We start from the raw sequence: 23938 nt of genomic DNA, 5'->3' as shown, positions 1-23938 counted from the left end.
CTCCTTACAGGTCGGCGGGGGCGGTGAGGCGGCCGGTGACGGCGGTCGCGGCGGCGACCTGCGGCGACACCAGGTGGGTGCGGCCTCCCTTGCCCTGCCGGCCCTCGAAGTTGCGGTTGGAGGTGGAGGCGCTGCGCTCGCCCGGCTTGAGCGTGTCGGGGTTCATGCCCAGGCACATCGAGCAGCCGGCCTCGCGCCACTCGGCGCCCGCGGCCTTGAAGACCTCGTCCAGGCCCTCCTCCTCGGCCTGCCGCTTGACCATCATCGAGCCGGGCACGATGAGCGTGCGGGTGGTGACCTGGCGGCCGCGCAGGATCTCGGCGGCCGAGCGCAGGTCCTCGATGCGGCCGTTGGTGCAGGAGCCGACGAACACCGTGTCGACCTCGATCTCGCGCAGCGGCGTGCCGGCGCGCAGGCCCATGTATTCCAGCGCCCGCTCGGCGGCCGAGCGCGCGACCGGGTCGGCGAACGACTCGGGGTCGGGAACGGACTCGCCCAGCGGCAGGCCCTGGCCCGGGTTGGTGCCCCACGTGACGTAGGGGGTCAGCGTCGAGGCGTCGATCTCGACGACCTTGTCGAACACGGCGTCGTCGTCGGTGCGCAGCGACGTCCAGTATTCGACGGCCTGGTCCCACGCCTCGCCCTCCGGCGCGTGCGGGCGGCCTTTCAGGTACGCGAACGTGGTCTCGTCGGGGGCGATCATGCCCGCCCGCGCGCCCGCCTCGATCGACATGTTGCAGACGGTCATGCGGCCCTCCATGGAGAGCTTGCGCACGGCCTCGCCGCGGTATTCGACGATGTAGCCCTGGCCGCCGCCGGTGCCGATCTTGGCGATGATGGCCAGGATCAGGTCTTTCGCCGTGACGCCGGCGGGCAGCTCGCCCGAGACCTCGATGGCCATCGTCTTGGGCCGGTAGGCGGGCAGCGTCTGCGTGGCCAGCACGTGCTCGACCTCGGAGGTGCCGATGCCGAACGCGATGCCGCCGAACGCGCCGTGGGTGGAGGTGTGGGAGTCGCCGCACACGATCGTCATGCCCGGCTGGGTCAGGCCGAACTGCGGCCCGATGATGTGCACCACACCCTGACCGGCGTCGCCCATCGGATGGAGCCGGATGCCGAACTCGGCGGCGTTCTTGCGCAGGGTCTCGACCTGGGTCTTGGACACGGGGTCGGAGATCGGGCCGAGCAGGGTCGGGACGTTGTGGTCCTCGGTGGCGATGGTGAGATCGGGCCGTCGCACCTTCCGGCCGGCGAGACGGAGTCCGTCGAACGCCTGCGGGCTGGTCACCTCATGGATGAGGTGCAGGTCGATATAGAGCAGGTCCGGTTCGCCCTCCGCGCGACGGACTACGTGCTGCTCCCAGACCTTCTCGGCCAGTGTGCGGCCCATGATCTCCTCCTTGAGAATCATCCGACTTGCCTTCTCATATGTCGAGACGGCAGTATCGGTGTATGGACAACTCTAGCGGAGTCGGAGTACTCGACAAGGCGGTTCTTGTACTCAATGCCCTCGAAGCGGGACCCGCTTCGCTGGCTCAGCTGGTCCAGGCGACCGGCCTGGCCCGCCCCACCGCCCACCGGCTGGCGGTCGCACTCGAGCACCACAGGATTGTGAGTCGCGACACACAGGGAAGATTCGTGCTCGGCCCCCGGCTGTCTGAGTTGTCCACGGCGGCCGGCGAGGACCGGCTGCTCGCGGTGGCCGCGCCCGTGTTGATGCAGTTGCGCGACCTCACGGGGGAGAGCGCGCAGCTCTACCGCCGCCAGGGTGACGAACGCGTGTGCGTGGCCGCGGCAGAGCGCGCCAGCGGCCTGCGTGACACGGTTCCCGTCGGCTCCGCGCTGCCCATGACGGCCGGCTCGGCGGCGCAGATCCTGCTGGCCTGGGAGGAGCCCGACCGGCTGCACCGCGGGTTGCGCGGCGCCAAGTTCACCGCCGCCACGCTGGCCTCCGTACGGCGCAGGGGCTGGGCGCACAGCGTGGGAGAGCGCGAGCAGGGGGTGGCCAGCGTCTCGGCCCCGATAAGGGGCAGCGGCGGGAAGGTGATCGCGGCCGTGTCGGTCTCCGGGCCCATCGAAAGGCTGACCAGAGCGCCCGGGCGGCTGCACGCGGTGCCCGTCATGGCGGCGGCCGAACGGATCACCGAGGCGATGCGCCGCACGTCATGATCAGCAAAAGGATGTATTTCGGGAGCCGACTGCCTCGCGGGCGCACTAGCCTGAGTGCGTGACAGATCGCATCGAGGTAGCCGCCACTGAGCTGCGACCCCTGCTCGAAGAGTTCATCATGTGGGCGCGTGCGAACGCGCCCGGGAGCGACCCCGAGCTTGTGGGACCCGCCGCCCTGTGGCACCGTCTCGCCTTCTCGCAGGATCTCGGCACGTGGAAGCGTGCCGACCTGCGTAACCTGCTGCTCGACCGCATGCCCAAGGTCGTGGAGGATCCCGACGCCGCCGCCGACGGCATGCTTCCGGCCGTGGACGCCTACCTGACGTTCCTGTCCCAGACCGGCCGGCTGGCCAAGGGCTCCGACAGCCTCGCCGATCTGCAGGCCGAGCTCGACGACGTCGAGGACGAGTTCGTCGACCTCATGGAGGAGATGCTGGACGACTCCGAGGGCGACGACGAGGCCGGGGCCGCCGAGACAGGCGACCTCGGCGACTTCGAGCCGTTCGCCGACGAGCTGGCCGAGCTCGACACGATCAGGCTGCGGCCCGACTCCGAGCTCGCCGCCGCGGCCCGCGAGGTGCCGCTGGTCGCCAAGGCCCGCGATCTGGCCGTGTGGGTCGGCTCGGGCCGGCGTGTCGGCGAGGACACCCTGCTCACCGACGCCGAGGTGGAGGAGGCGTTGCAGGTCACCGGCCTGCCCAGGCCCGATACCGACGGCTCCGTCGCCGAGGCCGTGCCCCAGCTGTGGAACATCTGGAACCTCGCGGTCGACCTGGAGTTCCTTGAGCCGGGCGAGGCCGGCACGGTCGCGGTGCAGGACGACACCGCCGAGTGGCCGTTCGACGACGACGAGGACGTGCTCGACGCCTGGATGCTCGGGCTCCACTCGGTCGACTACGGCGACCCCGAGCTGGAGGACGACGACCTCACGATGGCCCTGGCGGGCCTGACCAGGGGGGTGCTGGTCCGGCTGCTGCTGGCGGGCGGCTCGCGCGATCTCGGCGAGCTGTCGCGGGATCTGGCCGAGGCCGCCGCCGAGCTCGACGAGCTGGGCGCCGACGCATGGGAGGCGGCCGGCGACCCGGTGGCCTCCGCCGTCGACTGGCTGACCGGCTACGGCATGGTCGAGCTCGACGACGACGGCACGCTGCGCCTCACGCCGCTCGGCACCGAGGGCGTCATCCACCTGGTGGACGACGCCGACATCGAGGTCGACGCGCGGCCGGCGATCGAGTCCATGAGCGCCCACGAGCTGCTCGCGCTGAGCGCCGAGCTGCCGGAGGAGGAGGCCGACGCCGAGTTCGCCGCCTGGATGCGGCTGCGCGAGCCCGCCAAGGCGGCGGAGGAGCTGCTGGACGCGGCGGCCGAGGACGAGAGCGACGCGCTGATCAGGGTGCAGGCCGCGAGCGTGGTCGGCACGCTGGGCGAGGCCGCGGTGCCCGCCTGGCAGGCCGCGCTCAAGCAGTCGTCGCTGCGTCCCTACGCGGCCACGCAGCTGAGCCAGCTCGGGGTCGAGGGCGCGCCCGAGCCGACGCAGGACGACACCCACTGGCTCATCCTCGACATGTGGACGATCTCGGCGGGTCTCGGGCGCTCGGAGTTCGTGAGCAGCCTGCGCGACATCGGGCCCGACATGGTCAACAGCCTGCTGGAGGTGATCTGGAAGATCCCGCACGCGCACGTGGAGGAGCTGCTGGATCTGATCTCGCAGGTGCATCCGGACAAGCAGGTGGCCAAGGCCGCCAGGCGGGCGCTGTTCAAGGCCCGCTCCGCCTGATCCGGCCCCTGATCCGGTTCTGCCGACGATTCCCCCCGCCGCCGTTCGCGGCGGGGGGAATCGCGTTCTGTGGCCGGGCAACAAAAAACGCTCCGGGCTGAGTGCACCGGAGCGGTTGTTGCAGACGTAGTCCCGACCGGATTCGAACCGGCGCTACCGCCTTGAGAGGGCGGCGTCCTGGGCCACTAGACGACGGGACCTTCGTGAGCTTGTGACAGTGGTAGTCCCGACCGGATTCGAACCGGCGCTACCGCCTTGAGAGGGCGGCGTCCTGGGCCACTAGACGACGGGACCCTGTCCACAAGCTGGTGTGCCGGGTCTCCCCGGCGACGCAGGTAACTCTACCGCACCCGGAAGACCACACCAAACCGCTTATCCGCCTACCAGATCGGCTCTGTGGCGCCGGACCCAGTCGCCCATCGGGCCTCGTTCCCACTGCGGATCGAACTCTCCCAGCGGGATCGCCACCTCCGGCCTGCCGGTTGCGGGGTCCACCGGGACGGCGGCCAGGCGGGCGCGCATCCAGCGGGGCACGCGGGGCGGGACCGTGCGCTCGCCCCATCCGATCAGGCCGGTCGCACGCAGCGGCCGTACCCGCGCCCTGGCGGCGCCTGGACGCCCGATCGCGCGGGGGTCGGCGAGCTGCGTGTCCACGACGCCGACCCTGGTGATGTCGGGCCAGCGCAGGCGGACGCGGAAGCCCTGGGAGTCGGCCAGCTCGACGCCGTCGGCGGAGAAGCGGACGACGGTGCCCACGGCGAGGCGGCGGTGCTTGCCGGCCAGGACGGCGACCAGCACACCGGTGGCGAGCGCGCCGATGCCGGCGCCGAGCGGGGTGCTGTTGGTGAGGATGGCGCCGAGGAGGAGACAGACGGCGAAGAAGAGGACGAGCGGGGCGATGAACGGAGCGAGGAAGCGCGGGAAGCCGCCCGCGCGAAGACGAAATTCAGCCATAAGTGGGGCGCGACTCTACCCGATACGTCCTCGGGGATCAGCGGGTGAGCAGGCCGCGGCGGTAGGCCTCGCCGACGGCGGCGGCGCGGTCGCGGACGTCGAGTTTGGCGTAGATGTGCAACAGGTGCGTCTTCACGCTGGCCTCGCTGATGAGCAGGCCGGCCGCCGCCTCCTTGTTCGTCGCTCCCCCGGCCACCAGGCTCAGCACCTCCAGCTCCCGCTTGCTCAGCTGCCCCCTCGCGGGCCTGCGCAGGTGGTCGGCCAGCCGGCCGGCCACGGCGGGGGCGAGCACGGTCTCGCCCCGGTGGGTGGCGTGCACGGCCCGGACCAGCTCCTCCTTCGGGGCGTCCTTGAGCAGGTAGCCGCCGGCGCCCGCTTCGAGCGCGGGCAGGACGTCGCCGTCGAACGTGGTGAGGACCAGGATGCGCGGCCCGGTGCCGCTGAGCCGGCGGATGGCGCTCAGCCCGTCGAGGCCGGGCATGCGCAGGTCCATGAGCACGACGTCGGGGGCGAGCTCGGCGGCCAGCCGGACGGCCTCGTCGCCGTCGGCCGCCTCGCCGACCACCTCAAGGCCGGGCTCGCCGTCGAAGGCGGCGCGCAGTCCGTCGCGCACGATCGGATGGTCGTCGGCTATCAGCAGCCGCAGGGCCATCGGTCCTCCCTGTCCGGGTGTCGGCTCGGCAGGCATCGGTCCACACCAGGATCTCACCGCTCGCCACGATCCCGCCGCTCGCCGGGGCCCCCTTGAGGTCTCAGCGCTCGTCGCGATCCTGCCGCTCGCCGTGCTCGGGCAGCGCGGGGACGGCCGCCGCGACGGTCGTGCCCTGGCCCGGCTCCGACTCGATCTCCAGGGTGCCGCCCACGCCGCGGACGCGCTGGCGCATGCCGTCCAGCCCGAAGCCGTCAGTGCGCTCCTGCGGGGCGAAACCGGTTCCGTCGTCGCGGATGTCCAGCAGGACGATTTCGTCCGCGTACGAGAGGGTCAGGGCCGTCCTGGTGGCTCCGGCGTGCTTCGCCACGTTGGACAGGGCCTCCTGGGTGATGCGGAAGAGTGCCTGCTCCACGTCGGCGGAGAGCGGCACGGGCTGCCCGGTGACCTCGTACCGGAGCTCCACCCCGGCGGTGTCGGCCCACGACCTGGCCAGATGGCCGATCGCGTCCGGCAGCCTGGCCTCCTCCAGCGGCTCGGGCCGCAGGGCGCTCACGGATCTGCGGGTCTCCGTCAGGCCGCGGCGGGCCAGCTCCGAGGCGCGGTCGAGGTGGCGGCGGCGGACCTCGTCCTGCCCGGTACGGGAGGCCGCGTCGAGCTGGCCGATCAGGGCCACGAGGTCCTGGGCCAGCGTGTCGTGGATCTCGCCGGCGACCCGGTGCCGCTCGTCGAGCACGCCGGCCCGCCGGGCCTGGTCGAGCAGCCTGGCGTTGAGGTCGGCGTTCTCGTCCATGGCGGCGCGCAGGCGGGTGACCAGGCGGCGGCGTTTGTCGTGCTCGGCGGAGACGTACCAGCCGGCCACGACCAGCGGCAGCGCCACGCCGGCGATCACCGTGAGCAGCGTCGCCCGCGAGCCGGGCGCCGCCTGGGTGGTGACGTTGACCAGGGCGGTCAGCGTGACGCCCGCCATGATCAGCCGGGCCGGGAGCATGGCGATGGCCAGCGGGTAGCCGATCGAGGCGAAGACGACGAAGGCCGTACTGCGGAAGGACAGCGCGGCGGCGAGCGCGAGCAGCACGAGGTAGTGCCCCACGACGAGCACCCGATGCCGGTCGCGGCGCGGGTAGAGCCAGGGAACGGCGGCCAGCCAGGCGGCGGCGAGCAGGACGAGCACGGGCCAGGGCACGAGCTGCCAGGGCGCGAGCGACCACTCCAGCGGCTCCGGTGACGGCTGCACAGGCCCTGGGGACGGCCACTCCGACGGCCCCAGTGACGGAACCTGTGACGGCACCGGCGAGGGTGGCAGGGCGGGGACGCCGGTGAGGGCGGCCGCGGTCGCGGAGATCGCGAGCAGTGCGTAGGCGAGCGCCGGATAGACCCAGCGTTCGCGGCCGTCGAGCCAGCTCATGGGGTCAAGCCTGGCACGGGGGTCCACCGATCGGTTGATGGCCGCCGTCCGCCGCTCGTCCGTCCCGGTGGGCGATGTGCGCCTCCGGCCGTACGGGCGAGCATCGAGGCATGAACGAACCGACCCGCAGAACAGCGTTCCGGCTCGCCGCCGCCACCGGCGCGGGCGCAGCCGTCACCGCGGCCACCACCGGCGCCACCGCGTCCGTCCAGGAGAAGAGGAGAGAAGTGACCACGTACGTCTTCGTGACCGGCTCCAACGGCATGGCCTCAGGCGACTCCGAGCTCGTGCTGCGCGGCCATCGCACCGTGGGCGTGAGCCTGCCTGGGCACGGCGCCGAGGAGCAGTTCCACGTCGCCTACCAGGCGCCGCAGGACCTGAAGGCGCTGGCCGCGATCCCCTCCCCCATGGCCGGGGTGACGCTGGACGACTACGTGGAGGCCACCGTGAACGTGGTGCGCCGGGTCTCCCGGTACGGCCCGGTCATCCTGGTGGGCGGCAGCCTGGGCGGCTCGACGATCACGAAGACGGCCGACGAGGTGCCCGGCCTGATCGACCGGCTGGTCTACGTCGGGGCGTACTGCTGCACGAAGCTGCGTTCGCCGGCCGAGTATCTGGAGACGCCGGAGAGCAGCACGAGCCTCGGAGCGGCCATCCTGCCGGCCGTCGTCGGCGATCCGGCCGCGCTCAAGGCGATCAGGCTCAACTGGCGCACGAACGACAGGAAGTTCCTGGCCGCGGCGAAGGCGGCGTTCATGGCGGAGGGGACGGAAGGGGAGTTTCTCGCCATGCTGAACTCGTCGCTGCCGGACGAGAGCCTCCAGGTGTCCAGCGCCGACGCCAGGGGCCGCAAGGACGCGTGGGGGCGGGTGCGGCGGGTCTACGTCAGGCAGACGCTGGACCGGGTGATCCCGCCGGCGCTGCAGGACCGCATGATCAGGGAGGCCGACGAGGCGACGCCGGGCAACCGGTTCGAGGTCTTCTCGGTGAAGGGGCCGCACGCGCCGACGCGGAAGTCTTATCGGCGGATCACCGAAATTCTGGCCGGGCTCGCCCGGTAAAACAAAAACGGACATCTCGCTGGGAGACGTCCGTGTAAATGCTGGGGTACCAGGACTCGAACCTAGACTAACTGAACCAGAATCAGTCGTGCTGCCAATTACACCATACCCCACCGCTGCGATCTCCTCGCGGAGCGCGCTTGGCGACGTCCGAAAGAATAGCCCAGCTCTGGGGCTAAGACCAAAACGATTCCGCGACCCGCCGTCCGCCGCTCCCGTCACGTGCCCGGCCGTGCCAAGCTGAAGGGGACAAAACACGCACGTGGAGGAGCCCAAGCGTTGGCTGAGAATCCGTTGTTCGCCCCCAGCGACCTGCCGTACGAGCTGCCGCCCTTCGCCGACATCCGCGAGGAGCACTACCTGCCGGCCTTCGAGCGCGGCATGGCCGAGCAGCTGGCCGAGGTCGACGCGATAGCGAGCGGCACCGAGCCGCCGACGTTCGCGAACACGATCGCCGCGCTCGAGCGCTCGGGGCGGATCCTCGACCGCACGGCCACGGCCTTCTACACCGTCTCCGCGTCCAACACGACCGACGGCATCATGGAGATCGAGAAGCGGATCTCGCCGGAGCTGACCCGCCACAGCGACGCGATCCGGCTCAACCGGGCCCTGTGGGCCAGGATCAAGCAGGTCACCACGGAGGACGCCGAGGAGTCCTGGCTGCTGGAGAAGTACCGCGACGACTTCATCAGGGCCGGGGCCGACCTGTCGGAGCAGGAGCAGGACCGGCTGCGCGCGATCAACGAGGAGCTGTCGAAGCTCTCGACGACGTTCGCGCAGAGCCTGCTCAAGGCGTCCACCGAGTCGGCGCTGCGGGTGACGGACGCGAAGGAGCTCGACGGGTTCGACGAGGCCGAGATCGAGGCGCTGCGCCAGGACGACGGCACGTACGTGCTGCCGCTGCTCAACTACACCCTCCAGCCGGGCCTGGCCCGGCTGACCGACCGCGACGTGCGCCGCCGCCTCTACGAGCTGAGCGTCAACCGGGCGCCCGGCAACTTCGAGCTGGCCGTCACCATGGCGACGCTGCGGGCGGAGCGGGCGGCGCTGCTCGGCTTCCCCAGCCACGCCGCCTACTCGGTCGCCGACCAGACGGCCAAGACCGTCGAGGCGGTCGAGGACATGCTCGGCCAGCTCGTCGGCCCCGCCGTGCGCAACGCCAAGAAGGAGGCGGAGGCGCTGGCGGAGCAGGCCGGGTTCGCGATCGAGCCGTGGGACTGGTCCTTCTACTCCGAGAAGGTGCGCCAGGCCCGCTACGACTTCGACGGCGCGGCGATGCGGCCGTACTTCGAGCTCGACCGCGTCTACCGCGACGGCGTGTTCTTCGCGGCCACGAAGCTGTACGGGATCACCTTCGCCGAGCGGCCCGACCTGGGCGGCTACCACCCCGACGTGAGCGTGTTCGAGGTGGCGGACGAGGACGGGAGCCCGCTGGGGCTGTTCGTGCTCGACCCGTACGCCAGGGCGAGCAAGCGTGGCGGCGCGTGGATGAACAACCTGGTCGACCAGTCGTTCCTGTTCGGGCAGCGGCCGGTGGTGATCAACAACCTCAACGTGACCAAGCCGGCTTCCGGGCCGACGCTGCTGACGTACGACGAGGTGAACACGGCCTTCCACGAGTTCGGCCACGCGCTGCACGGATTGTTCTCGAAGGTGCGCTACCCGCGCGTGTCGGGCACCAGCGTGCCGCGCGACTTCGTCGAATACCCGTCGCAGGTCAACGAGATGTGGGTGACCTGGCCCGAGATCCTGGCCAACTACGCCAAGCACCACGAGACGGGCGAGCCGATGCCGGCCGAGCTGGTGGAGAAGCTGAAGGCGGCCGAGACGTTCAACCAGGGCTTCCAGACCGTCGAATACCTGGCCGCCACGCTGCTCGACTGGGCCTGGCACAAGCTGACCCACGGCGAGGTCGTGGCCGACCCCGAGGCGTTCGAGGCGACCGCCCTGGAGGCGGCCGGGATCGCCTTCCCGCTGGTACGGCCGCGCTACCGGACCAACTACTTCGCCCACATCTTCACGGGCGGCTACAGCGCCGGCTACTACTCCTACATCTGGAGCGAGGTGCTGGACGCGGAGAGCGTGGAGTGGTTCAAGGAGAACGGCGGGCTGACCAGGGCGAACGGTGACCACTTCCGCCGCGAGCTGCTGTCCAGGGGCGGGAGCATCGACCCGCTGACGGCCTTCCGCAACTTCCGCGGGCGCGACGCCACGATCCAGCCACTGCTGGCCCGCCGCGGCCTCACCTGAGCCGCCGCCCGTACGGGCACCGCGTGACAAGACGGCCCGCCGCGCATCGAGCGCGGCGGGCCGCTCGCGTCTCGGCGGCAAGACGTCCGCCGCAGGGCGGGCGTTTCCGATGAGCGTGGCGTCGCTGAGCGTGGCGTCGCTGAGCGTGGCGTCGCTCAGCCTTGCGTCGCGTCCAGTTCCTCGATGCGTTCGCGGAGCCATTCGCGCTCGGCCAGGCTGACGGCCCGGGCGATCTTGAGCATGCCGCGCCGGTACGGGTCCGGCTCGTCCTTCGCCTTCACCGGCCTGCCGTTGTCGTAGAAGAAGCTCGCAGGAGCCTCCAGGAAGGCCAGCCTGCGGCGCAGCACCGCGGCCTGGTCGGCGGGGTCGGGCAGCGCCGACAGGAACGTCAGCAGGGCGAAGAACCGGCTCTGGTCGCTGATGTCGAGGTCGGCGGGCTCACGCAGCCGCCGCAGCAGTTCCTCGCGACCGGCCGGCGTGATCGTCAGCACCTGCCGGCGCGCGGCCGCCGCGCCCGCCTCCTCGTGCCGCTCGACCAGCCCCTTCGCCTCCAGTCGTGAGATGGCGGGATAGAGGGCGCCGTCGCTGACCGGCCGCAGGTGGCCGGTCAGCGCCGTGAGCCGCGACTTGAGCTCGTAGCCGTGCATCGGCCGCTCGTGCAGAAACCCCAGGATGGTGAGGCTCAGGTCACCGCCGCTTGCCATGGGGTGCATCGTAACGCTATACCTCTAAACGATGTATATCGAAACGAGGTACAAATGATGATCCGGCTCGCCCTGCCCGTCTACGTGGAGTTGCTCACCGCCGTGGTCGCCGTCGGCCTGATCGACCTGCTCTGGGTGTCCGGGCTGGGCGAGGGGGCCATCGCGGCGGTCACCGTGGGCACCACGGCCGAATACCTGGCCTACGGGCTGTTCCTGGCCGTTCCGACGGGGGTCACCGTGCTGGTGGGCCGCCGCGACGGGCACGCTCCCCTGGGGCCGGTGATCAGGACGGGATGGCTGCTGTGGGCCGTCTTCTCCGTGGCCGTCGCCGTGCCGGGCGTGCTGCTGCGCGAGCCACTGGCCGCGCTGTTCACCGACGATCCGGCGCTGACGGCGGACTTCTTCCTGATCTCGCTGGGCGGGCTGCCGGTGTACTACGCCCAGACGGTGGTGGACGGCGTGCTCAAGGGCCTGGGCGACACCCGGCGGCCCATGCGGCACGCGATCATCTGCAACGTGCTGGTGGTCGCGCTCGACCCGCTGTTCATCTTCGGGCTCGGCATGGGGGTCCAGGGCGCGGCCCTGGCCACAGTGATCGCGCGGGCCGTCACGCTGGCGGTCGCGCTCATTTATCTCGTACGCCTGCGCGTCTCCGCCGGACGCGGCCTGACGACCGGCGAGGTGCTCCGCACCGGCTTCCCCATGTCCGGAGATTTCCTGGCTCGCGCCGTAGTGGGCATGGCGCTGGTGGAGATCGTGGCCGGGTTCGGCACGGCGGAGGTGGCCGGCTACGGCATCGGGCAGAAGATCATGCTGGCCGGCGTCATGGTCTTCTACGCGCTGCGGCAGGCGGCGATGATCCGTACCGCGCGGTCGGAGGCCGTCGGGTCACCGCTCCTGCTCGGCCTCGGGTCTGGCGCTGCGGTCGCGCTCGTGCTGAACCTGCTGGCCGCGCCGGTCGCCGGGATGTTCACCGGCGATCCGGCCGCGGCCGTCGCGTTCCTGCGTTGGATGACGCTCTACCTGGTGCCCTTCGGCGGGCTGATCGCCGTGGGCGGGGTGCTGCAGGCGAGCGGCAGGGGCGGCCGCCTGCTCGCCGCCACGCTGGCGGGCTTCGCGGTGCAGCTGCCGCTCGCGTACGCGCTGAGCTCGTGGCTCGGCGTCACCGGCGTGTGGCTGTCGATGGCCGCCGGGGCGTCGATCAGCCTCGCAGCCGCGCCAGCGCGGCGCGCAGGCGCTCGCGAGTCCGCTCGCGGCCGAGCACCTCGATCGACTCGAACAGCGGCAGACCCACCGTCCGGCCGGTGACGGCCACCCGCACCGGTGCCTGGGCCTTGCCCAGTTTGAGCCCGTGGGCCGCGCCGACCTGCTCCAGCGCCTCCTTGAGCGACTCGGCGTCCCAGCTCACGCTCTCTAGGCGCTCCAGGTAGCCGGTGAGGATCTCCTCCGGGGAGTTCTTCATCGCCTTGTCCCAGGACGCCTGGTCGAAGACGGGCTCGTCGAGGAAGAGGAAGTCGACGTTCTGCCGGATCTCCGACAACACCGCGATGCGAGTCTGGGCCAGCGCCGCGACCTTGCTGAACAGCTCGCGGTCCCAGCCTTCTTCGAGGTAGGGGGCGCAGCGCTCCTCGAACGTCTCCAGCGGCAGCGCCCTGATGTATTCGCCGTTGAACGCGCGCAGCTTCTTCTCGTCGAAGAAGGCGTTGGAGGGGTTGACGTCCTCCAGCCGGAACAGCGGCACCATCTCCGACCACGGCATGATCTCGCGGTCCTCGCCGGGCCCCCAGCCGAGCAGCATGAGGTAGTTGACCATGGCCTCGGGCAGGTAACCCTCGGCGCGATAGTCCTCAAGCGCCACCTTGTCGCGGCGCTTGGACAGCTTTTTGCGCTGCTCGTTGACGATCACCGGCAGGTGGGCCCAGACCGGCGGGGTCGCGCCCAGCGCCGGCCAGAGCAGCTCCTGGCGGGCGGCGTTGGGCAGGTGCTCCTCGCCCCTGGCCACGTGGGTGATGCCCTGGGTGATGTCGTCGACGGCGTTGGCCAGCACGTAGAGGGGCGAGCCGTCGGTGCGCGCGATGACGAAGTCCTCCTGCGCGTTGTTGGGGAACTCCACCCGGCCGCGCACCAGGTCGTCGACCACCGTGACGCCCTCGTCGGGGGTGCGGAAGCGCACCGCGCCCTCGCTCAGCCCGCGCTCGCGGCAGAAGCCGTCGTAGCCCTTGTCCTTCGAGCCCGTGCGCTCCTGCACCTGCTCGCGGGTGCAGTCGCAGTAGTACGCCTTGCCGTCGGCCAGCAGCTTGGCCACGGCCTCGCGGTGCTGCGGCTCGTAGGCCGACTGGAAGTAGGGGCCTTCGAAGACCGGATTGCTGCCGTTGATGCCGATCCAGTCGAGCGCCGAGATGATGCCCTCGGTCCACTCGGGCCGGTTGCGGGTGGCATCGGTGTCCTCGATGCGCAGGATGAACCGCCCCTTGGACTGCTCGGCCACGGCCCAGTTGAACAGCGCCGCGCGGGCGCTGCCCACGTGGAACATGCCGGTTGGTGACGGGGCGAACCGCACCCGTACGTCAGTCACGGGAGACCACCTTGTTCGTGAGTGTGCCGATGCCTTCGATGCCGACGCTGACTTCGTCGCCGATCTCCAGAGGACCGACGCCCGCGGGGGTGCCGGTCAGGATGATGTCGCCGGGGATCAGCGTCATGACGGCGCTGACGTAGGCCACCAGCGCCGGAATGTCGTGGATGAGCTGGTTGGTGCGGCCGCTCTGCCGGATCTCGCCGTTGACCGTGGTCGTCAGCGCCAGGTCGCTCGCGTCGAGATCGGTCTGGATCCACGGCCCGAGCGGGCAGAACGTGTCGAACCCCTTGGCCCGGGTGAACTGCACGTCCTTCTTCTGCAGATCGCGCGCGGTGACGTCGTTGGCGCAGGTGTAGCCGAAGATGACGTCCTTGACCCGCTCGACCGGCACCTCGCGGCAGAGCCTGCCGATCACCACGGCCAGCTCTCCTTCGAAGTCGACGCGGTCGGACAGCGTCGTGGGGTAGGCGATGTTCTCGCCGTGGCCGATCACCGTGGTGGACGGCTTCATGAAGATGAGCGGCTCGTCGGGCACCTCGTTGCCGAACTCGGCCGCGTGCTCGGCGTAGTTTCTGCCGATGGCGACCACCTTGCTCGGCAGCATCGGGGCCAGCAGCTTCACCTGGGACAGCGGGAATCGCTCGCCCGTGAACTGCACCTGGCTGAACGGATGACCGGAGATCGCGGAGACGAACTCCTCGCCCGGACCGCCCTCGACCACGCCGAACGAGACGCCTTCGCCTGTGGAGAACCTCGCTATACGCACCCGACAAGGCTATCGCCGACGCCGGAGGGGTCCGCCCACCTTTTACCCGCCCCGCCTGCGGGCGAGTCAGGCGCTGTCCATTATTCGCCCTCAAGTCCGTTTTGATGAGCTTCGGTCGCGTAGCAGGGGTTATGTGGACTTATAAGGAGACATCTAGGGGGTGACGATCGTGTCGGACACGATGTCGAACCGGCCCGGCGGAACCGGTGCGACCGGAACCGTGCCACGGGCCAGGACCGAGGAGAGCACCGGCTCGCCACGCTCGCTTGTCACGGACAAGGGCACGACGACCATCGAGGACGGCGTCGTCGCCAAGATCTCCGGCCTGGCCGCCCGGGAGGTGTCCGGCGTGTACGCCATGGGCGGAGGCGCCGCACGGGCCCTCGGCAGCATGCGCAACATCGTCGGCGGCGACCCCAGCCTGACCCAGGGCGTGTCGGTCGAGGTGGGCGAACGGCAGGCGGCCGTGGACCTGGATCTGGTGGCCGAGTACGGGACGGCGATCCCGGAGCTGGCGGCGGCCGTGCGCAGGAACGTGATCGGGGCGGTGGAGCGGATGTGCGGGCTGGAGGTGACCGAGGTCAACATCCGGGTGGACGACGTCCACCTCCCCGACCAGGACCGTGATCGCGACCGTGGCCGGGACCGGGATGGCGAACGGACGCAGGACGGACAGCGGACAGACGCGGAGCAGGAGCCCCGGGTCCGATGACCGACGCCCCGACCGGCCCCGGCACTCCGCCCGCTCCCAGCAACCCACCTACTCCGGCCGCCCCGCCCGTCCAAGGCGGGCCGGTCGCCTCAGGCGGGCCGGTCGCCTCAGGCGGGCCGGCAAGCCCGGTCGGTCCGGGACGCCCGGTCGACCCCGGTGGACCGGTTGACGTCGGTGGACCGGTTGACGTCGGTGGGGCGTCGTCCGAGGTGCGGATGATCGCGGAGCGGGTGCGGAAGTGTGCCGGGGTGGCGGGGTTGTCCGGGGGGCCGTTCGGGACGGTGGCCACGTACCTGCCGAACGAGCGGTTCGTCGGCGTGTCGGTGGACGGGCGGGCGGTGGAGATCGCGATCGTCGCCACTTTGGCCAGGCCCCTGCCCGAGACCGCCGACGAGGTGCGGCGAGCCGTGGCCGACCTGGCCGGGGACCGTCCGGTGAACGTGCGCGTCGAGGACATCATCGTGGAGGGACCATGAACAACATCCAGTGGATGCCGGTGATCGGCATGGCCGTGGGCATCATTCTCGGCCTGGTCGGGGCGTTCGGAGGACTGGGCGCGTTCCTGCTCGTCCTCGTGCTCGGGGCTGTCGGCTTCGTGGTCGGCCGGATCGCCGAGACCGGCGAGGTGAACCTGTCCGGCCTGTCCTTGAGACGGAAATGACCGGCATCGCCCCAGACCCCACCCCGGGCGCGACACCAAGCATGGGTCCGGGCACCGCCTCAGACACGGCATCGGACATGGGTCCGGGTGCCGCTTCAAGCACGGCATCGGACATGAGTCCGGGTGCCGCTTCAGGGGCAGGTCAGGGTGCTGTACCGGATGTTGTGGCGGTGCCGGCGCAGCGTGCCGCTCCCCTGCCATCTCCCGAGCGACGCGGCCGTACGGAGATCTCGGACCGGGCGATCACCAAGATCGCGTGCGGCGCGGCCATGGAGGTGCCCGAGGTACGGGACGCGCGCCCGCGCGGGCTCCCGTGGACGCGGACGTCGGGCGGTGCGGCGCACGGAAACCAGGCGGCGCTGCGGCTGAACGTGAGCGTGGGCTACCCGTCACCGCTGCACGCGGTGGCGAGGCGGCTCAGGGAGCACGTGACCCGGCGCGTCGCGGCCCACACCGGGCTTGACGTCACCCGCCTGGACATCACCATGACCGACCTGGACGGCGACCAGCCATGACCCCACGAATCCCAGACCACGACCCACGCCGGGACCCGCCCACCGAGCCGTACCCCGAACAGCGCCCTGAGCAGCGCCCCGAACAACAGGGGAACCCGGGCGCGGCCGAGCATGACCTGTGGACGGACGGGCAGGGCGCGGGGGCGGACGAGCCGGGTGACGGCGGCGCGCCCGAGATGTGCCTCATCCCGGATTCGGCCGGCGACAAACCCAGGGGTGCATACCGTGCACCCGACGACCCGTCCGGCGCGCACGAAACGCGGGACGAGCCGCCGAGTGCGTACGGCGCGCAGGGCGAGTCTTCGGGTGCGTTCGGGGCGCGGGGCGAGCCTTCCGGTGCCTATCGTGCGCCGGTAGGTGCAAAGCAGTCCAAGGCGGCCGACCGAGCGGCGGTGCGGGCGTTTCGGCCGCAGCGCCGGGTTCCCGCCGTCGTGGTCGCACTCCTGCTCACCCTGCTGGGCCTGCTCGTCGCCGTCGAGACGTTGTCGGGGCTGTTCGGCCGGCCGTTGCGGTGGATCCCGTACGAGGGCATGCGGGCCTGGGCGGCCTCGACCCTGTGGTCGAACCCGCTGGTCCTGCTCGCCTCGGCGGTCGTGACGCTGCTCGGGCTGGCGTTGCTGATCACGGCGGTGGTGCCGGGGCGGCCGAGCATGGTGCCCGTACGCAGCGGCGATCCTGACGTGATCATCGGCCTGCGTCCCAAGAGCGTCACCCGCGCCCTGGCGCACGCGGCCGAGCAGGTGCCCGGCGTGCACTCCGCCCGGGCCGTCCGGCACGGGCACACCTTCGAGGTGCGGCCGACCACGTACGGGCGGGACACCGGCGAGTTCGGCCAAGAGGTGCGCGGTGCCGTGCTGACCAGGCTGGCCGCGCTGGACCTCGTGGAGCCGTACGGCGTGACGGTGCACGTGAAGGAGCGCCGGCGCAGGTGATTCGAGAGGAACGACAGGACGCGGAGTGAGCGGCAGGAACGGCGAGGCCAGGTGAGCGGCGGGAAGCAGGGCGAGCGCGGGTGATCCGGAACGGACGACAGGGGGCGTGGTGAACAGGAAGACGGGGCGGGGGAATCGGCTGGGGCTGGCTCTGGTCGGGTTGGTGCTGGTCGTGCTGGGAGGATCGGCGCTGGCCAGGGGGCTGGGCGCGTTCTCGCGGGACTGGGCGGCGGCCGACACGCCGGTCGTGGACGGCAACGTGGTGGGCTTCTTCGCCCGCAACAGCCCGTGGATCTGGTGGCTGGTGGCCCTGGCGGCACTGGTCGTGGCGGTGCTCGGGTTGCGCTGGCTGCTCGTGCAGGGGCGCAGGGACGCGCGCGGGAGGCTGCGCGTCGAGAGCGGCCCGTCCGGGGTCACGGAGGTGTCGGCGGGCGGCATGGAGCGGGCGGTGGCGGCGGACGTGGCGACGAGCCCCGCCGTCCTGAGCGCCGACGCGAACGTACGGTGCCCGCGCGGCCATCCCGAGGTACGCCTGCGCCTGGTCGCCGACGAGTCGGTGCCCATGGGCGAGCTGACGGAGCATCTGACCACGGTGGCGCTGCCGCACATGCGGGAGGCGCTGGACCGGGATCAGGTGCCGGCGCTGGCCCGCGTTAGCCTGGAGCCCGCACCTTCGCCGCACCGGATCGTGCGCTGACGAGAGGGGTTCTCTGTTGTCCGTAGTGAAGATCAACGTGCTGACCGTGCCCGCCGAGATGCGCGCGGAGCTGGAGAAGCGCTTCGCCAGCCGCGCGGGGATGGTGGAGTCGGCGGACGGGTTCGAGTGGTTCGAGCTGCTGCGGCCGGTCGAGGGCACCGAGCGCTACCTCGTCTACACGCGCTGGCGCAGCGAGGAGGACTTCCAGAAGTGGCAGCAGGGCGAGGCGTTCCGGCGCGGTCACGCCCAGGCGGCCCAGGCGGCCGCGGCGTCAGGAAACCAGGGACGCGGAAACCAGGGGCCCGGAAACCAGGGACAGGGTCATGGCCACGGGCATGGTCACGGTCAGGGGCCGGCGGCGTCGGGCTCGGAGCTGTGGAGCTTCGAGGTCGCCGAGAGCACCGGCCCCAAGGCGTAGCCGCTCAATCGTCGAGCAGGCCCGCGCCGGAGGATCCGTTCATCGGCCGGGCAGGCCGCGCGGAACCCACGTTCAGTCGTCGAGCGGGTTGCGCAGGATGCGGTCCACGATGCCGTCGCGCACGAACCCGGCCGCGAAGCTGGCCGGCTTGCGCGCGCCCTGATCGGCCACGCACACGCTGAACTCCTTGGCGATCTCCAGCCGCGGGTAGCGTTCGAGCACCTCCCGCCGCACCTCGGCGGGGATCTCGTCGGTGCGGCGGCCCGAGATGTCCATGCCGGTGGACAGTTCGAGCAGGTGCCCCTCGGGGTCCTCCGCCACGGGCACCTCGGCCCACATGTGCTTGACGATCACCTCGTACGCGCGTGACCTGCGCTCGGGCGACCAGCCGGCCCCGGCGCAGAAGGCCCAGGCCACGTGCCCGCCGGCCTCCTCGTACGGCACGGCGTTGCTGTCGAACTCCGGCACCAGCCCGATGTCGTGCAGCATGGACGAGACGTAGAGCAGCTCGGCGTCGAACGCGATGCCCTGATCCTGCGCGTACGCCGCCGCCCACAGGTAGGCCCGGATCGAGTGGTTGAGCAGCGATGGCGTGTGGTAGCCGGTGGCCACTTCGAGCGCGCCACGGCAGGCGGGCGTGTCGGGGATCACCAGGTCGTCGAATCTCACAGGTACCAGCATGCATCGGGCGGCTAACGAATCGGGCACTCGACTTGACCTCTTGATCAAAATTCCGAAAGCATGTCCCGCCCTCATCGTTTTGTCCGGAAGGAACTGGCGTGCGCCGGCTCGCGATCCCCCTCGCCCTCATGCTCTCGGTCGGAGCTCTGGGCACCCCGGCTCAGGCCACCGACAAGGTGACCCGCACCGCCGAGTGCCAGGGCGACTGGCTGCCCGGCACGCCGACGGCGAACGATGTCATGAAGGGCGAGATCTCGCTGGTGGGGCTGCCCGCGTACAAGCTGGGCAAGGACATCAAGTGGGCCGCGAGCCCGTTCAGGAACCGGTCGTGGGAGTTCGTGTTCCAGTCGCTGCGCTGGATGGGCACGCTCGTCGTCGAGTACGAGAACACCGGCGAGCGCCAATACCTCGACCGCGCCACCGACATCGCCAAGGACTGGGTGGCGAGCAACAAGTACGGCGCCAAGGGCACCCCGTCGTACGTCTGGAAGGACCACCCGGTCTCGCTGCGCACGCAGCCGCTGCTCTGCCTGAGCAGGCACGTGAACGCGGGCTGGCTGAAGGAGAGCCTGGCCACGCACGCGAAGCTCCTGTCGAACCCGAGGCTCTACAAGAAGGGCCACAACCACGGCATCGACCAGGACATCGCGCTCATGGGCATCGGCTGCAGGTACGGCAGGAAGGACTGGGCGAACCTGGCCTCGCGCCGCCTCACGGGCACGGTCAAGCTGGACGTGGACGCGCAGGGCGCGCTGATGGAGCAGGCGCCCCGCTACGCCGTCTACGTCTACGGCCGGCTCCAGGTCGCCATGACGAACATGAAGGCGTGCGGCCGCAAGGTGCCCGGTGAGATCGCCAGGCGGGCGGAGGCGCTGAAGGACTTCATCGCCCACTCGACCATGCCGAACGGCTACATGGTGCCCATCGGCGACGGCAGCGCCGAGACCGAGCCGAAGATGGAGACGGGCACGCCGAAGCAGAAGGTCAGGACCTACCGGGCCGGATACGTGTTCGGCCGGACCAAGTGGGGCGAGCCGGACTCGGCGTACTACTCGATCAGGTACGGCCCCGGGATGAAGTTCCACGGCCACGAGGACCACCTGGGCGTGACGTACTACGCGCAGGGGCGCGACATCCTGATGGACGGCGGGTTCCACTCCTACGAGAAGAGCTCCTACCGCTACTGGACGCTCTCGCCCGAGGCGCACAACGTGCCGACCGTCGTGGGGGCGAAGTTCCGGCCGCGCACGGCCAGCAAGCTGATCAAGTCGTCGTACGGGGACGACCGGCAGGCGTTCAAGCTCACCGACCGGGCGTACGGGGTGAGCCGCACCCGTTCGGTGCTGGTCAACCATGGCGAGGACCTGATGGCGGTGCTGGACACCGCCTCCGGCGGCAAGAAGGTCAGCAGCATCTGGCGCTTCGCCCCGTCGTTCAAGGTCGTCTCGAACGGCGGCGGCAAGGTCGTCCTGGCCGACGGGAAGTTCAAGGTCACGCTGCTGCAGTACTCGGCGTCGTGCGGCAGGACCGGCGGGCAGAAGGTGCAGCGGGGCGGCAAGCTGGGCTGGGTGTCGCCGACGTATCTGTCCAAGCAGCCGGCCAGCGTGGTGAAGTCCCCGGCGGCGAAGTCGCTGCTGACGATCATCGTGCCGGGGACGGACTCGCCCAAGGTGTCCTGCTCGGGCGGCAAGGTCAAGGTGGACGGCGTCTCCTTCTCCACCAAGCTGCTCTGACGAGCGGTGACCGGCCGCCGCCTACGTGAGGTCGCCTACGTGAGGTCGCGGCCGGCGCGCAGCAGGCCGTAGGTGACGGCCTGCTCCAGGGCCTGCCAGGAGGCGTCGATGATGTTCTCGGCGACGCCGACCGTGGCCCATTCGCTCTTGTCGTCGCTGGAGGTGATGAGCACCCGGGTGACGGCGTCCGTGCCGTGGGTGCCCTCCAGTATGCGGACCTTGTAGTCGACCAGCTCCAGCTTGGCCAGCTCGGGGTAGAGCTGCTCAAGCGCCTGGCGTACGGCCTTGTCGAGGGCGTTGACGGGGCCGTTGCCCTCGCCGGTGGCGACGATGCGCTCGCCCTTGGCATGCAGCTTGACCGTGGCCTCGCTGACCAGCTCGCCGCCCTTGGTGCGCTCGACGATGACCCGCCAGGACTCGACGTCGAAGTGGCGCTTGCGCTCGCCCTGGACGGTGTCGCGCAGCAGCAGCTCGAACGAGGCGTCGGCGGCCTCGAACGTGAAGCCCTTGGCCTCCAGGTCCTTGACCCGCTCGACCAGTGACTTGGTGTGCTCGGGGGTCAGCTCGTAGCCCAGCTCGCGGCCCTTGAGCTCGACCGAGGCCCGCCCGGCCATGTCGGAGACGAGCATGCGCATGTCGTTGCCCACCTGCGCCGGATCGATGTGCTGGTAGAGGTTGGGGTCGACCTTGATGGCACTGGCGTGCAGCCCGGCCTTGTGGGCGAAGGCGGAGGTGCCGACGTAGGGGGCGTGGGAGTTGGGGGTGACGTTGGTCAGCTCCGTGATCGCGTGGGCGATGCGGGTCATGTCGGCGAGCGACTCTTCGGGTACGAGGTCGTACCCCCGCTTGAGCTGCAGGTTGGCCACGACCGTGAAGAGGTTGGCGTTGCCCGAGCGCTCGCCGTAGCCGTTGGCGCACCCCTGCACGTGGGTGGCTCCGGCCCTGACGGCGGCCAGGGTGTTGGCCACGGCGCAGCCGGTGTCGTCGTGGCAGTGGATGCCGACGCGGGCGCCGGCGCGGACGGCGTCCTGGACGATCTCGGCCAGCTCGTCGGGGAGCATGCCGCCGTTGGTGTCGCACAGGGCGATGACGTCGGCCCCCGCCTCGGCGGCGGTGCGCAGGACCTCCAGCGCGTAGGCTGGATTGGACTTGTAGCCGTCGAAGAAGTGCTCGGCGTCGAGGAAGACTCGCTGTCCCTCCGCACGAAGGTGAGAGACCGTGTCGCGGATCATCGCGAGGTTCTCCTGGAGAGTCGTGCGGAGGGCCAGCTCCACGTGCCGGTCGTGACTCTTGGCGACAAGGGTCACGACCGGCGCGCCGGATTCGCGCAACGCGGCAACCAGAGGGTCGTCGGCTGCCTTCATACCTGCCCGGCGGGTCGCGCCGAACGCGGCGAGTTGCGCGTGCTTCAGGTCGAGCTCTGTTTGAGCGCGCCTGAAGAACTCTGTGTCCTTGGGGTTGGCGCCCGGCCAGCCCCCTTCGATGAAGCCGACGCCCAGGCCGTCCAGATGCCGCGCCACGGCGAGCTTGTCGGCGACCGTGAGGGTGAGCCCCTCCTGCTGTGCGCCGTCTCGCAGTGTCGTGTCGTATACGTGGAAGCGGTCGTCGGCCATGAGGTGTCTCTTCTCTGCGGAAGCTTCGGTGTCTTCGGGAAAACAAAAAGACCCCTCACGGACGTGAGAGGTCTGCGCGCCGGCGGTGTCCTTCGTCAGCCGGCGCGCCTGCCGATAATGAGCAGACCGTAGAACATGGTGCCGTCCAGTCTGCCACATGGATTCACCATCTGGCACACCGGTCTCACCCCATGGACACCGCCGGTGTGCACGGGCGTGTTATTCCAGGTCACCCCAGGTCCGGGCACAAGCCTGGTCACACCTGGACGCCGATGCCTCCGGTGATGAGCTTTTCCAGAGCGGCCGGGTCGAACGCCTCGTTGCCCAGCAACTGGCCGTCGAGGACCACGGTCGGCGTGCCCTCCAGCGGGATCTTGGCCGTCTCCGCCACGTGCACCTCGGCGTACGACTGCGACGTCACGCACGAGTCCACCGACGCGCCCGCCTTCCGCGCGGCCGCGGCCAGGTCGGCTACGGCGAACCCGGACGCCTGGCCGTGCGGCGCGGGCTGCATGGCGTAGAGCGCGTCCCTGAAGGCCAGCCAGTTCGGCTCGGGCACGCAGCGGGCGGCCGCGGCGGCGCGGATGGAGTTGGAGCGCATGGGCTCGTCACGGAAGATCGTCACGGTGTGGAAGACGACCTTCACCTTCCCCTCCCTGGCCAGCCGCTGAATCGTCGTGTCTACCTTGGCGTGCATGTCCTTGCAGACGGGACAGTCGAAGTCCTCGTACACGTCGAGCACGGGGGCCTTGCTCCCCAGGTCGGCCAGGACCATCGAGCCGTCCGCCTGCCTGGTCAGGGTCACGCCGTCGGACGACTCGCCCGGCTCGGAGAACGCCAGCACCCCGAGCACGGCGATCGCCAGTCCCGCCACCGCGACCGCCAACAACCGCTTCATCATCAGCCCACTCTCACCTCGTCGATCGCGCGAACCCTACCGGAAGCGGAAACAACGCCCGCATAAGGCATGCCCGCCCGGCGGGATCGTGCGGGACCTTTGCCGGGCCCATACCTGTCCGACATCGGCGGGCGACGATCACACCCTGTTGTCACACACCCGTCCGGCCGTACGCTCGATCACCCCCCGACGCAGGTGAAGGACGGAAGGCATGGCCGGGCCACTCGAAGAGCGATTTCGCAGCGTGCGCGATCTGCTTCCTGAATATCGGGTGGAGACGGCGCGCGGCCGGATCGTGGTGAACGAATCCGGGACATGGCAGCACAATACGCTCGTCTTCCAGATGGTGTGCCGGCTGATCGGCCCGGCGGTCGAGCGGGGCTGGGAGATCTGGCCGAACATCACCGTCTATCTGGGCAGGAACGCCGACCGCTACGTGCCCGACCTGGCCGTGGTGCCCCGCCGCCCGCGCATGCGAATGGAACACGCGGTGTACGGGGACGCGACCGTGCTGCTCGTCGACATCGTCACCGCCGGCAGCGTCTACGAGGATTATCACGTCAAGCCGGGCGAATACGCGCAGGGCGGGGTGCCGCTTTATCTGCTGGTCGATCCGCTGCAGTGCACGGTGAAACTCTTCGGCCGGCCTGAGGGCGGGAAATACGGGACGGAAATTCTGGTGGCGGGCGCCGAACCGCTCATTCTTCCGGCGCCCTGGGAATTCGCCGTGGAAACCGGGGAACTCTGGTGACCGGATTCCCC

Annotated in this window: 24 protein-coding genes and 3 tRNA genes; 14 read left to right on the top strand and 13 right to left on the bottom strand. The window is 70.4% G+C overall.

Annotation, left to right across the window (positions count from 1 at the left end; translation table 11 throughout):
• Positions 1 to 4: 4 nt before the first annotated feature.
• Entirely contained in the window at positions 5 to 1390 is a 1386-nt protein-coding gene (leuC, locus tag AB0C28_RS49780) for a 3-isopropylmalate dehydratase large subunit (protein WP_357848445.1), read from the bottom strand.
• A gap of 62 nt (positions 1391 to 1452) precedes the next feature.
• Here leuC and AB0C28_RS49775 point away from each other — a divergent pair, with 62 nt between their 5' ends.
• The gene (locus AB0C28_RS49775) at positions 1453 to 2169 is read left to right on the top strand and encodes an IclR family transcriptional regulator (protein WP_043618626.1); all 717 of its coding nucleotides are present in this window, start codon (positions 1453 to 1455) and stop codon (positions 2167 to 2169) included.
• 58 nt (positions 2170 to 2227) lie between these two features.
• Positions 2228 to 3946: a hypothetical protein gene (locus AB0C28_RS49770; RefSeq protein ID WP_358083526.1), complete on the top strand. Its 1719-nt coding sequence runs from the start codon at positions 2228 to 2230 to the stop codon at positions 3944 to 3946.
• 127 nt (positions 3947 to 4073) lie between these two features.
• Here the strand turns inward: AB0C28_RS49770 and AB0C28_RS49765 are convergent.
• The 5 genes from AB0C28_RS49765 to AB0C28_RS49745 all read right to left on the bottom strand — a co-directional run bounded on the left by AB0C28_RS49765 (position 4074) and on the right by AB0C28_RS49745 (position 6957).
• Positions 4074 to 4146: transfer RNA gene (locus AB0C28_RS49765), tRNA-Glu, on the bottom strand.
• A gap of 18 nt (positions 4147 to 4164) precedes the next feature.
• Positions 4165 to 4240, bottom strand: a tRNA-Glu gene (locus tag AB0C28_RS49760).
• A 78-nt stretch (positions 4241 to 4318) separates the two neighbouring features.
• Positions 4319 to 4900 carry a hypothetical protein gene (locus AB0C28_RS49755; protein WP_358083523.1) on the bottom strand — a complete coding sequence of 194 codons (582 nt, stop codon included), beginning with the start codon at positions 4898 to 4900 and terminating at the stop codon, positions 4319 to 4321.
• A 37-nt stretch (positions 4901 to 4937) separates the two neighbouring features.
• A complete protein-coding gene (locus AB0C28_RS49750) occupies positions 4938 to 5552 on the bottom strand; it encodes a response regulator transcription factor (RefSeq protein WP_346111359.1) in 615 nt (204 codons plus the stop codon).
• Between the two features lie 100 nt (positions 5553 to 5652).
• Positions 5653 to 6957, bottom strand: coding sequence for a sensor histidine kinase (locus tag AB0C28_RS49745; protein ID WP_357848451.1), 1305 nt, complete (start codon positions 6955 to 6957; stop codon positions 5653 to 5655).
• A 110-nt stretch (positions 6958 to 7067) separates the two neighbouring features.
• On the opposite strand from AB0C28_RS49745, the gene AB0C28_RS49740 reads away from it, so the two are divergent.
• Entirely contained in the window at positions 7068 to 8018 is a 951-nt protein-coding gene (locus AB0C28_RS49740; RefSeq protein ID WP_357848453.1) for an alpha/beta hydrolase, read from the top strand.
• 41 nt (positions 8019 to 8059) lie between these two features.
• Here the strand turns inward: AB0C28_RS49740 and AB0C28_RS49735 are convergent.
• Positions 8060 to 8131 (bottom strand) — tRNA-Gln (locus AB0C28_RS49735).
• Between the two features lie 166 nt (positions 8132 to 8297).
• Here AB0C28_RS49735 and AB0C28_RS49730 point away from each other — a divergent pair.
• On the top strand, positions 8298 to 10268 hold the full coding sequence (locus AB0C28_RS49730; RefSeq protein WP_358083521.1) for a M3 family metallopeptidase: 1971 nt from the start codon (positions 8298 to 8300) through the stop codon (positions 10266 to 10268).
• Positions 10269 to 10423: 155 nt separating this feature from the next.
• Here AB0C28_RS49730 and AB0C28_RS49725 read toward each other — a convergent pair whose 3' ends face one another.
• Positions 10424 to 10972, bottom strand: coding sequence for a PadR family transcriptional regulator (locus AB0C28_RS49725; RefSeq protein ID WP_357848457.1), 549 nt, complete (start codon positions 10970 to 10972; stop codon positions 10424 to 10426).
• A 54-nt stretch (positions 10973 to 11026) separates the two neighbouring features.
• Between AB0C28_RS49725 and AB0C28_RS49720 the strand changes: the two genes are divergently transcribed.
• Entirely contained in the window at positions 11027 to 12280 is a 1254-nt protein-coding gene (locus AB0C28_RS49720) for an MATE family efflux transporter (protein ID WP_357848459.1), read from the top strand.
• Here AB0C28_RS49720 and gltX read toward each other — a convergent pair.
• Positions 12174 to 13547: a glutamate--tRNA ligase gene (gltX, locus tag AB0C28_RS49715; RefSeq protein WP_357848461.1), complete on the bottom strand. Its 1374-nt coding sequence runs from the start codon at positions 13545 to 13547 to the stop codon at positions 12174 to 12176. The two genes, AB0C28_RS49720 and gltX, sit on opposite strands and share 107 nt — an antisense overlap.
• Complete coding sequence (locus AB0C28_RS49710; protein WP_346111366.1) at positions 13540 to 14316, bottom strand: fumarylacetoacetate hydrolase family protein; 777 nt, start codon at positions 14314 to 14316, stop codon at positions 13540 to 13542. Before AB0C28_RS49710 ends, gltX begins: the two co-directional genes overlap by 8 nt.
• Positions 14317 to 14476: 160 nt before the next feature.
• Between AB0C28_RS49710 and AB0C28_RS49705 the strand changes: the two genes are divergently transcribed.
• The 7 genes from AB0C28_RS49705 (at position 14477) to AB0C28_RS49675 (ending at position 18251) form a co-directional block, all read left to right on the top strand.
• Positions 14477 to 15028, top strand: coding sequence for an Asp23/Gls24 family envelope stress response protein (locus AB0C28_RS49705; protein WP_358083519.1), 552 nt, complete (start codon positions 14477 to 14479; stop codon positions 15026 to 15028).
• Positions 15029 to 15243: 215 nt separating this feature from the next.
• Complete coding sequence (locus AB0C28_RS49700; protein ID WP_106249293.1) at positions 15244 to 15504, top strand: Asp23/Gls24 family envelope stress response protein; 261 nt, start codon at positions 15244 to 15246, stop codon at positions 15502 to 15504.
• Entirely contained in the window at positions 15501 to 15689 is a 189-nt protein-coding gene (locus AB0C28_RS49695) for a hypothetical protein (RefSeq protein ID WP_357848466.1), read from the top strand. The genes AB0C28_RS49700 and AB0C28_RS49695 overlap by 4 nt, the downstream gene beginning before the upstream one ends.
• Before the next feature lie 170 nt (positions 15690 to 15859).
• The gene (locus tag AB0C28_RS49690; RefSeq protein WP_358083516.1) at positions 15860 to 16204 is read left to right on the top strand and encodes an Asp23/Gls24 family envelope stress response protein; all 345 of its coding nucleotides are present in this window, start codon (positions 15860 to 15862) and stop codon (positions 16202 to 16204) included.
• Complete coding sequence (locus AB0C28_RS49685; protein WP_358083513.1) at positions 16201 to 17136, top strand: DUF6286 domain-containing protein; 936 nt, start codon at positions 16201 to 16203, stop codon at positions 17134 to 17136. Before AB0C28_RS49690 ends, AB0C28_RS49685 begins: the two co-directional genes overlap by 4 nt.
• 109 nt (positions 17137 to 17245) lie before the next feature.
• Positions 17246 to 17833 carry a hypothetical protein gene (locus tag AB0C28_RS49680; RefSeq protein ID WP_357848472.1) on the top strand — a complete coding sequence of 196 codons (588 nt, stop codon included), beginning with the start codon at positions 17246 to 17248 and terminating at the stop codon, positions 17831 to 17833.
• Between the two features lie 16 nt (positions 17834 to 17849).
• Positions 17850 to 18251 carry an antibiotic biosynthesis monooxygenase gene (locus tag AB0C28_RS49675; RefSeq protein WP_358083510.1) on the top strand — a complete coding sequence of 134 codons (402 nt, stop codon included), beginning with the start codon at positions 17850 to 17852 and terminating at the stop codon, positions 18249 to 18251.
• Between the two features lie 72 nt (positions 18252 to 18323).
• Here AB0C28_RS49675 and AB0C28_RS49670 read toward each other — a convergent pair whose 3' ends face one another.
• The gene (locus AB0C28_RS49670; RefSeq protein WP_358083507.1) at positions 18324 to 18920 is read right to left on the bottom strand and encodes an HD domain-containing protein; all 597 of its coding nucleotides are present in this window, start codon (positions 18918 to 18920) and stop codon (positions 18324 to 18326) included.
• Positions 18921 to 19030: 110 nt separating this feature from the next.
• On the opposite strand from AB0C28_RS49670, the gene AB0C28_RS49665 reads away from it, so the two are divergent.
• Positions 19031 to 20665: a heparinase II/III family protein gene (locus AB0C28_RS49665; RefSeq protein WP_357848478.1), complete on the top strand. Its 1635-nt coding sequence runs from the start codon at positions 19031 to 19033 to the stop codon at positions 20663 to 20665.
• A gap of 35 nt (positions 20666 to 20700) precedes the next feature.
• Here AB0C28_RS49665 and cimA read toward each other — a convergent pair whose 3' ends face one another.
• Both cimA and AB0C28_RS49655 read right to left on the bottom strand, forming a co-directional pair.
• Positions 20701 to 22278 (bottom strand): citramalate synthase, encoded by a 1578-nt coding sequence (gene cimA / locus AB0C28_RS49660; RefSeq protein ID WP_357848480.1) that lies wholly within the window; start codon positions 22276 to 22278, stop codon positions 20701 to 20703.
• Between the two features lie 256 nt (positions 22279 to 22534).
• The gene (locus AB0C28_RS49655; RefSeq protein ID WP_357848482.1) at positions 22535 to 23179 is read right to left on the bottom strand and encodes a thioredoxin domain-containing protein; all 645 of its coding nucleotides are present in this window, start codon (positions 23177 to 23179) and stop codon (positions 22535 to 22537) included.
• Positions 23180 to 23387: 208 nt separating this feature from the next.
• Here AB0C28_RS49655 and AB0C28_RS49650 point away from each other — a divergent pair, with 208 nt between their 5' ends.
• Positions 23388 to 23927, top strand: a complete 540-nt coding sequence (locus tag AB0C28_RS49650; protein ID WP_357848484.1) for a Uma2 family endonuclease — start codon at positions 23388 to 23390, stop codon at positions 23925 to 23927.
• Positions 23928 to 23938 lie beyond the last annotated feature (11 nt).

This window comes from Nonomuraea sp. NPDC048892, from assembly GCF_040649735.1.
GTDB classification, from domain to species: domain Bacteria; phylum Actinomycetota; class Actinomycetes; order Streptosporangiales; family Streptosporangiaceae; genus Nonomuraea; species Nonomuraea maheshkhaliensis.
This window is presented reverse-complemented; position numbering and strand designations above follow the sequence as displayed.